The 6,392-nt window shown below is 32.1% G+C and carries 8 protein-coding genes; 1 reads left to right on the forward strand and 7 read right to left on the reverse strand.

All coding sequences use genetic code 11. The features are described 5' to 3' along the window. Window positions 1-240 precede the first annotated feature (240 nt). The 7 genes from trwL (ACFINX_RS08485) to ACFINX_RS08515 form a co-directional block, all read right to left on the reverse strand. Entirely contained in the window at window positions 241-555 is a 315-nt protein-coding gene (trwL, locus tag ACFINX_RS08485) for a VirB2 family type IV secretion system major pilin TrwL (RefSeq protein ID WP_375668648.1), read from the reverse strand. 123 nt (window positions 556-678) lie between these two features. After that, on the reverse strand, window positions 679-987 hold the full coding sequence (gene trwL / locus ACFINX_RS08490; RefSeq protein ID WP_375668649.1) for a VirB2 family type IV secretion system major pilin TrwL: 309 nt from the start codon (window positions 985-987) through the stop codon (window positions 679-681). 123 nt (window positions 988-1,110) lie between these two features. Continuing rightward, entirely contained in the window at window positions 1,111-1,431 is a 321-nt protein-coding gene (trwL, locus tag ACFINX_RS08495; protein ID WP_375668650.1) for a VirB2 family type IV secretion system major pilin TrwL, read from the reverse strand. A gap of 76 nt (window positions 1,432-1,507) precedes the next feature. Beyond that, window positions 1,508-1,831, reverse strand: coding sequence for a VirB2 family type IV secretion system major pilin TrwL (gene trwL, locus ACFINX_RS08500; RefSeq protein WP_375668651.1), 324 nt, complete (start codon window positions 1,829-1,831; stop codon window positions 1,508-1,510). A 140-nt stretch (window positions 1,832-1,971) separates the two neighbouring features. Beyond that, window positions 1,972-2,289: a VirB2 family type IV secretion system major pilin TrwL gene (gene trwL / locus ACFINX_RS08505; RefSeq protein ID WP_375668652.1), complete on the reverse strand. Its 318-nt coding sequence runs from the start codon at window positions 2,287-2,289 to the stop codon at window positions 1,972-1,974. Next, the gene (gene korA / locus ACFINX_RS08510) at window positions 2,252-2,551 is read right to left on the reverse strand and encodes a KorA family transcriptional regulator (protein ID WP_015857010.1); all 300 of its coding nucleotides are present in this window, start codon (window positions 2,549-2,551) and stop codon (window positions 2,252-2,254) included. Before korA ends, trwL (ACFINX_RS08505) begins: the two co-directional genes overlap by 38 nt. A gap of 117 nt (window positions 2,552-2,668) precedes the next feature. After that, entirely contained in the window at window positions 2,669-3,298 is a 630-nt protein-coding gene (locus tag ACFINX_RS08515; protein ID WP_375668653.1) for a TrwN protein, read from the reverse strand. 742 nt (window positions 3,299-4,040) lie between these two features. On the opposite strand from ACFINX_RS08515, the gene ACFINX_RS08520 reads away from it, so the two are divergent. Next, on the forward strand, window positions 4,041-4,328 hold the full coding sequence (locus tag ACFINX_RS08520; RefSeq protein WP_015857007.1) for an H-NS family nucleoid-associated regulatory protein: 288 nt from the start codon (window positions 4,041-4,043) through the stop codon (window positions 4,326-4,328). The last annotated feature ends 2,064 nt before the right edge of the window (window positions 4,329-6,392 follow it).

Raw genomic sequence — 6,392 nt, forward strand, 5'->3', positions numbered from 1 at the left:
TTTTAGCATTATCTATTGCTGCATATGCGGGATGCGTTATAAAAAACGCAGTTATAGATGCAGAAATTGCAATGATTCTGTTGTTATTTTTTGATTGAAGGTTGATTAGTTTTTGCATATTTTACTCGTATTAAGTTCTTATGAATGCTTTATATTTAACATTATAAACAGAATAGTATTTACTATGTTAATAATTATTGGATGAATTTTCACCTTAAAAACATTTTGTGTTATATTTATTCATGCTTTACCTGTAAATAGCATTGTAGCAAGTTGAGTTGCTGAGCCAGCGATGACGACGCCGACTGCCCATCGTATAAATGTATCCCTTTCAATGTAGCGTCCTGCATAACCAATTGCTAAGCATAAAAGTATTACGGCAGCAGCGATAGGGATAATATTATCAATAAGATCTTTTTTCAGGGCCCCTAAAGCGTTTTTAGCATTATCTATTGCTGCATATGCAGGATGCGTTATAAAAAATGCAGCTATAGCTGCAGAAAGTGTAGCGATTTTCTTATTATTTTTTGATTGGAGATTAATTAGTTTCCGCATATTTTACTCTTCTTAAGTTCTTATGAATGCTTTGTATTTACTATTATAAATGAAATAGCATTTTACCATGTTAATAATTATCAGATGAATTTTCACCTTAAAAACATTTTGTATTATATTTATTCATTGTTTAAATAGCATTGTAGCAAGTTGGGTTGCTGAGCCAGCGATAACAACACCAATTGCCCATCGTATAAATGTATCCTTTTCAATGTAGCGTCCTGCGTAACCAATTGCTAAGCACAAAAGTATAACAGCAGCAGCAATAGGAATAATATTGGTAGTAAGATCTGTTTTGAGAGTTTCTAAAGCTGTTTTAGCATTATTTAACGCTGCATATGCAGGATTTGTTACAAAAAATGCGGTCATAGCTGCAGAAAATGTGGCGATTTTCTTATTATTTTTTGATTTAAGGTTGATTAGTTTTTGCATATTTTACTCGTATTAAGTTCTTATGAATGCTTTATATTTAATATTATAAACAGAATAGCATTTTTCTATGTTAATAATTATTAGATGAGTTTTTACATTAAAAACATTTTGTATTATATTTATTCATGGTTTACCTGTAAATAGCATTGTAGCAAGTTGGGTTGCTGAACCAGCAATAACAACGCCAATTGCCCAGCGCACAAATGTATCCTTTCCGATATAGCGCCCTGCATAACCAATTGCTAAGCACAAGAGGATAACGGCAGCAGCAATAGGGATAATATTTTTAATGAGGTCGTCCCGTAAAGACTCTAAAGCAGTTTTTGCATTTGATAATGTTACTTGAGCATACACAGGATTGGACATAAAAAACACAGTTAAAGCTGCAGAGGTTTTAGTAGCTTTATTCCGAATTATTGTTTGAAGAATTTTTGATTGTTTCATATTGTTGATCTCAATTTAAATTGTTCTTTAGAATAAAAAGATATTTTATACAGTATAACTTTAATAGTCATTCTCATTACGCTTTTATGAATAACATATTTGCAAGTTCAGCTGCTGAACCAGCGATAACGACCCCAATTGCCCACCGTACGAATGTATCTTTTCCGATGTAGCGCCCTGCATAGCCAATTGCTAAGCACAAAAGTATAACGGCAGCAGCAATAGGGATAATTCCTTTCAAGTCTTTTTGGAGCGCTTTTAAAGCTGTATCTGCGTTTTTCAAACCTTGTGCTGCTTGAGCCCATACGGGATTGTTCATAAAAAATACAGTTAAAGCTGCAGAGGTTGCGATAATTTTATTATTATTATCGTTCAATTGAAAATTGATTAATGTCCTCATATTGTTCAACCTTATCAAATTGCATTTGGCGTAAGTAGTTTTTCCATGAAATAAGGAATAATTTTATTGATGTGAAATAAAAGCAGTGAAACCTAAATTTCTTTTTTACGAAAGAAGCATTTCATGTTTCAAAAGATTTATTAGGTGGATTTAAATAATAAATCAGCAAGTTCAGCTGCTGAACCAGCGATAACAACACCGATTGCCCACCGTACAAATGTGTCTTTTCCGATATAGCGCCCTGCATAACCAATTGCTAAGCACAAAAGTATTACGGCAGCAGCGATAGGGATAATCGTTTTTAAATCTGTTTGAAGCAGTTCTAAAGCTTTTTTTGCAGGATCTAAACCCGCTGCTTGGGCAGATACAGGATTGGTCATAAAAAATACAGTTAAAGCTGTAGAAAATGCAGCAATTTTATTACGAGCTGTTGTGTGAAGAATATTTAATTGTTTCATGTTCTTTATCCTGATTAAGATTAAAACTCCCACAAATGACCCCTCGTTCATGAAGAAACTTAAAAAGATATTTTGGATCAGCCCAAGTTCTTAGTTTTCCTCTTTGTGTAAGTAACGTATATTTATTTGGCTTTCCGGTGATTGGATCATCGGAAATAAACGTGAAATACCATTCTCTCTCTGAAAGCATCACGACTGTAATCTCACGTGCTGCTTTTTGACTAAATGCTATATCAACGCTGTTTTGTTCTATCATTTTCATTATCTTTGCCCTCAATTAGAAGAGATTTTGTTCAATCTTACTAATTAGAGCTTTAACATTTTCTTATCTACCTTTCATTATAATATCCTATCAAAATTCTAGGGTTTCGTGAAAATATCAGTCATCACTCAGCGATCTTCTCGATGAAGAAAAATTTTCAGCTGAAAAAGCATCGTGGGCGCTACTTTCTTTATGTGTAAATGCATCTTCCTCTCCTTTTGAAGAGAGAGGAAGAGAATCTATTTTAGTTGTCTGTTCTGGTTCTTCTTTTTTAAGCTTTATAGGCTCCTGCAAGTCTTCATTTCCTCGTACAGCAGCTTTTACTCCAATATATGAAGTAATTTTTTGCATACGGGTGCGGTTTGAGTTTTCTGTATTGTAAAAATTCAACACAGACTGCAAAGTCGCTTTTTCAAAGATGCACTTTGATGTTGTTTGTTCATAGCAGTAAGTTAAAGCGTTTTGTACAACTGTAATATTTCTGCAAAAATCAAACACATCAAAAAGAGAAAACAATTTCATATTTCCAACATCAATTTGCCCTAAGATTATGTTAAAATTATGTTCACCCTGTTTAGCTGTTGCGATTGTTCCCTTAAACTGAGATGATTGATAGAACAAGTTATCTTTATCATCTGTTACATAGACATTGTCCCGCGTTTCTTGTTCGGCAACAACTGAAAATGTCATGGGAGGCATATTGGATATGTATGCAGCAGCAAAAAATGTAAAATCTGGAACAATCATTAGCAATACACCTTATTATGAAGAATTTTATTAATACAAATGCTAATTCTGTGTTGTGCTTTTTCTCGTTGTCTTTTGATTTTATAAATTTGTAGAATGAGATTGTTTAGCTTAGAATATTCCTTGTGATTATTGCTTTGTTCTCTTCTAAGAATATTTCTAATATATGCGAATATCCAACCAACAAGATAAAAGTGTGGAATAAAATAGAGTACATTACGCCAACCAATATTATTGGAATCACGAAGAAAGGCGCTGCTTTTAAAAAATAATAATCTTTGATACTGTATTGAAGCTGTTTGTTTTATATAATTCTCTAGTTGCAAAAATTTTTTCAAAAAAAATTTATACGAAGTAAAAAGCCGTTGTGTATGAGGGGAGGTTTTCTCGTCATAATGAACTACACTATCATTATACAGAGAGGGCTTGTTCTTTGTTGCGTATTGCCATAACTTATAGAGCGACGATTTATATTTACTTTTGACTACTGATTCATAAGAGTCAGAGAGGTGTAATGGTGCTTGAGCACTGCATTTAGTAGTTCCAGCAATTGAACTGAAAAAAGATGCAGTGGTGGTAATTGATATACCAATAAACAGCTCTTTGTGGTCCAAAGCACATCTCCGTCAAAGTGATATATGTATCGTAATTTTAATTTCGATAATAAATAGACAGAAATTGTCTATAATTGTGTTTAAAATATGGCAAGAAAATATTCTTTTTTGCAAGGGGAGTAATTAAGGTGAATGATCTCAAAAATATGAATTTTGATGAACTACAAGAGATGCGTACACAAATCGATGTGGAATTAAAAAAACGGCAAGCAAAGGAAAAGCAAAATGCGCGACGAAAAATTCTTGAAATTGCTAATGCCCATGGAATTGATATCGCTGATCTTGTGAGCAAAGAGCGCCATTATAGAAATCCCAATAACCAATGGGAATTATGGAATGGGCGTGGACGTAGACCTAAGTGGATTAAAGAGTGGTTGGAGAATGGGTATACACTTGATGAACTCGAAGTAACGTAACACGTGTGCGATCTTTACAAGATAAGGGAATACCAAGGAATGTAAATGCAAGAAGTATGCTCTTTTGGGTAATTTAATTGTATAAACATACTGAACTAATATATTAAAGTATTGAGTTACCAAATACAATGATAGGGAGCGTGAAAAAGTTTATTTAAATGCAAAAGGTCTTGTTGTTATAATCTGGAAAGCATAATGATGATGCCAGATTGGAATATTGTAATTGCTTTTGGCATGTGAGAGAGGGGGGATATTTTACTTCTTTTTATCGTTTCATTAACGTTGCTCTTTTTAGTCTATGTAAATAAATAGTTTTATTGATTATTTACAAAAATGGTCGAAATGAGAATAATTTATTGCATAGGGATTTTAACTCAATATGTAAAATGATAATTTTATCAATTAATATGTTAATAAATTAGCATACTTATATTTTTGAAATACTGTTCTGTAGAACAAGCCTGATGTTATAGATTTTGTTTGGTCTTTTTTCTGTGAGATTATATATGAGGCATTTACTTTATTTATCGTTCGTTTAGTTGAGATGAGTGAGTATGTAGAAAAATGGAAAATTTCTATGGCTGTTATGGGTTTTATAGAATTTATGACATATTTCTGAGCGTTTGTGATTAAAATTCATTTATGAGCGTTTATGAATAATGAATAAAGAGCGTATTTGAAAATAAAAGGATTGGATTATTTCTATTGCAGTTTATCTTCTTTTATGGTGTGAAATAGGGGAATGATATGCGGTTTTACAATTGTGTGTGATGGTATAGAGTGCGGAACACTTTGTTATATATCGGAATATTTTTTCTAAAATTGTATGGTATTCCACAATAAGTTAAAGAGTTTGTCTGAGAAACAGAATGCCCCAAACGGAATGCATTTGTGTTTCCAATTTACGCGCTTTTTTAAAAGAAAAGTTTTTCAATGCAACGAAGCTTATTTTATGGCGCTTCTCGTGAATAGTATAACGTAAAAGCCCCTATGAGCATATAAAATCCATTGTACACCACCATTTTTACTTCAATAAAAAGTATAAGCCGGTGCCATTATACACTTTACTCGCCTCCAATATTGCTAAAGTCCTTAGTTCTTGAGAGAGGGAGGCTTTTTGTTGCTTTGTTTAATTGTTTTTATTTATACGACACTCTCACTTGTGATGTGCAAGCGAATGATTTTGATTGCTTCAACATGAGAGAGATTTGAAATAAGGGTATTTTATGATCTTTAGATTTCTCACTCAATATGAGAACAATGAACTTATTATTATAAATAAAAGTGTTGTGTGCTAAAAAGTCTTGTTTATTTTATTATGCCGTGAAATGGCTTCTTTTAAGGTGTGGTGATATAAAGCAACAACCTCTCTGAGATATTTACTCAGTATAATATCAAAAAACACAATAAAGTCAATAGTTTGCTTGCAATTATTTTATATGAATCCACTCAAGAATCCATCTTTTTATGCATGATTCATTTGACCATTTTTTATATAAGATTGGCATGTATGAATAGACCATAAAAAGCAAATCATGATGTAAATATTATAACGCATGTAAACGTTCAAATGAAATGAAAAGCAGATATTATTCATAACAGTTTATAAATTTTATGATACGTTTTTATCACAGCACAAATCACATTGTTTAAAAATTTAGTCGTTTGGAATTATCGATAACATACGTTTAAAGATCACATCTTGTTTTAAAGATTGGATTGTTTATCGCATAAAATAACAAATTAACGTTCGCCAAAATTGGCGAGCGCAAAATCTAAAGAGTGTTATAGCAATATTAGATCATTCTATAAGAGGGTAATCGTTTGAAACTGTTATAAGGTAAATTGTATCAAAAGATACGCATTTATAGAAAATAGAGATCATATAATTTTTCCCAAAATTGGGAAAAACCTTTAAAATGGCATTAAAGAAATTAACAGTTTGAAGTAGTCATAAGCTTATAGGTTTAATTCATAAAGATTGCACAAAGGATTTAAAGACAAGATCGATTTTATAACCACGGTATTTTTTTACCGAGGTAGGAAATAAAGGTCATGAAATTC

The sequence above is a fragment of the Bartonella sp. AP36NXGY genome (genome assembly GCF_042195865.1).
Lineage (GTDB): Bacteria > Pseudomonadota > Alphaproteobacteria > Rhizobiales > Rhizobiaceae > Bartonella.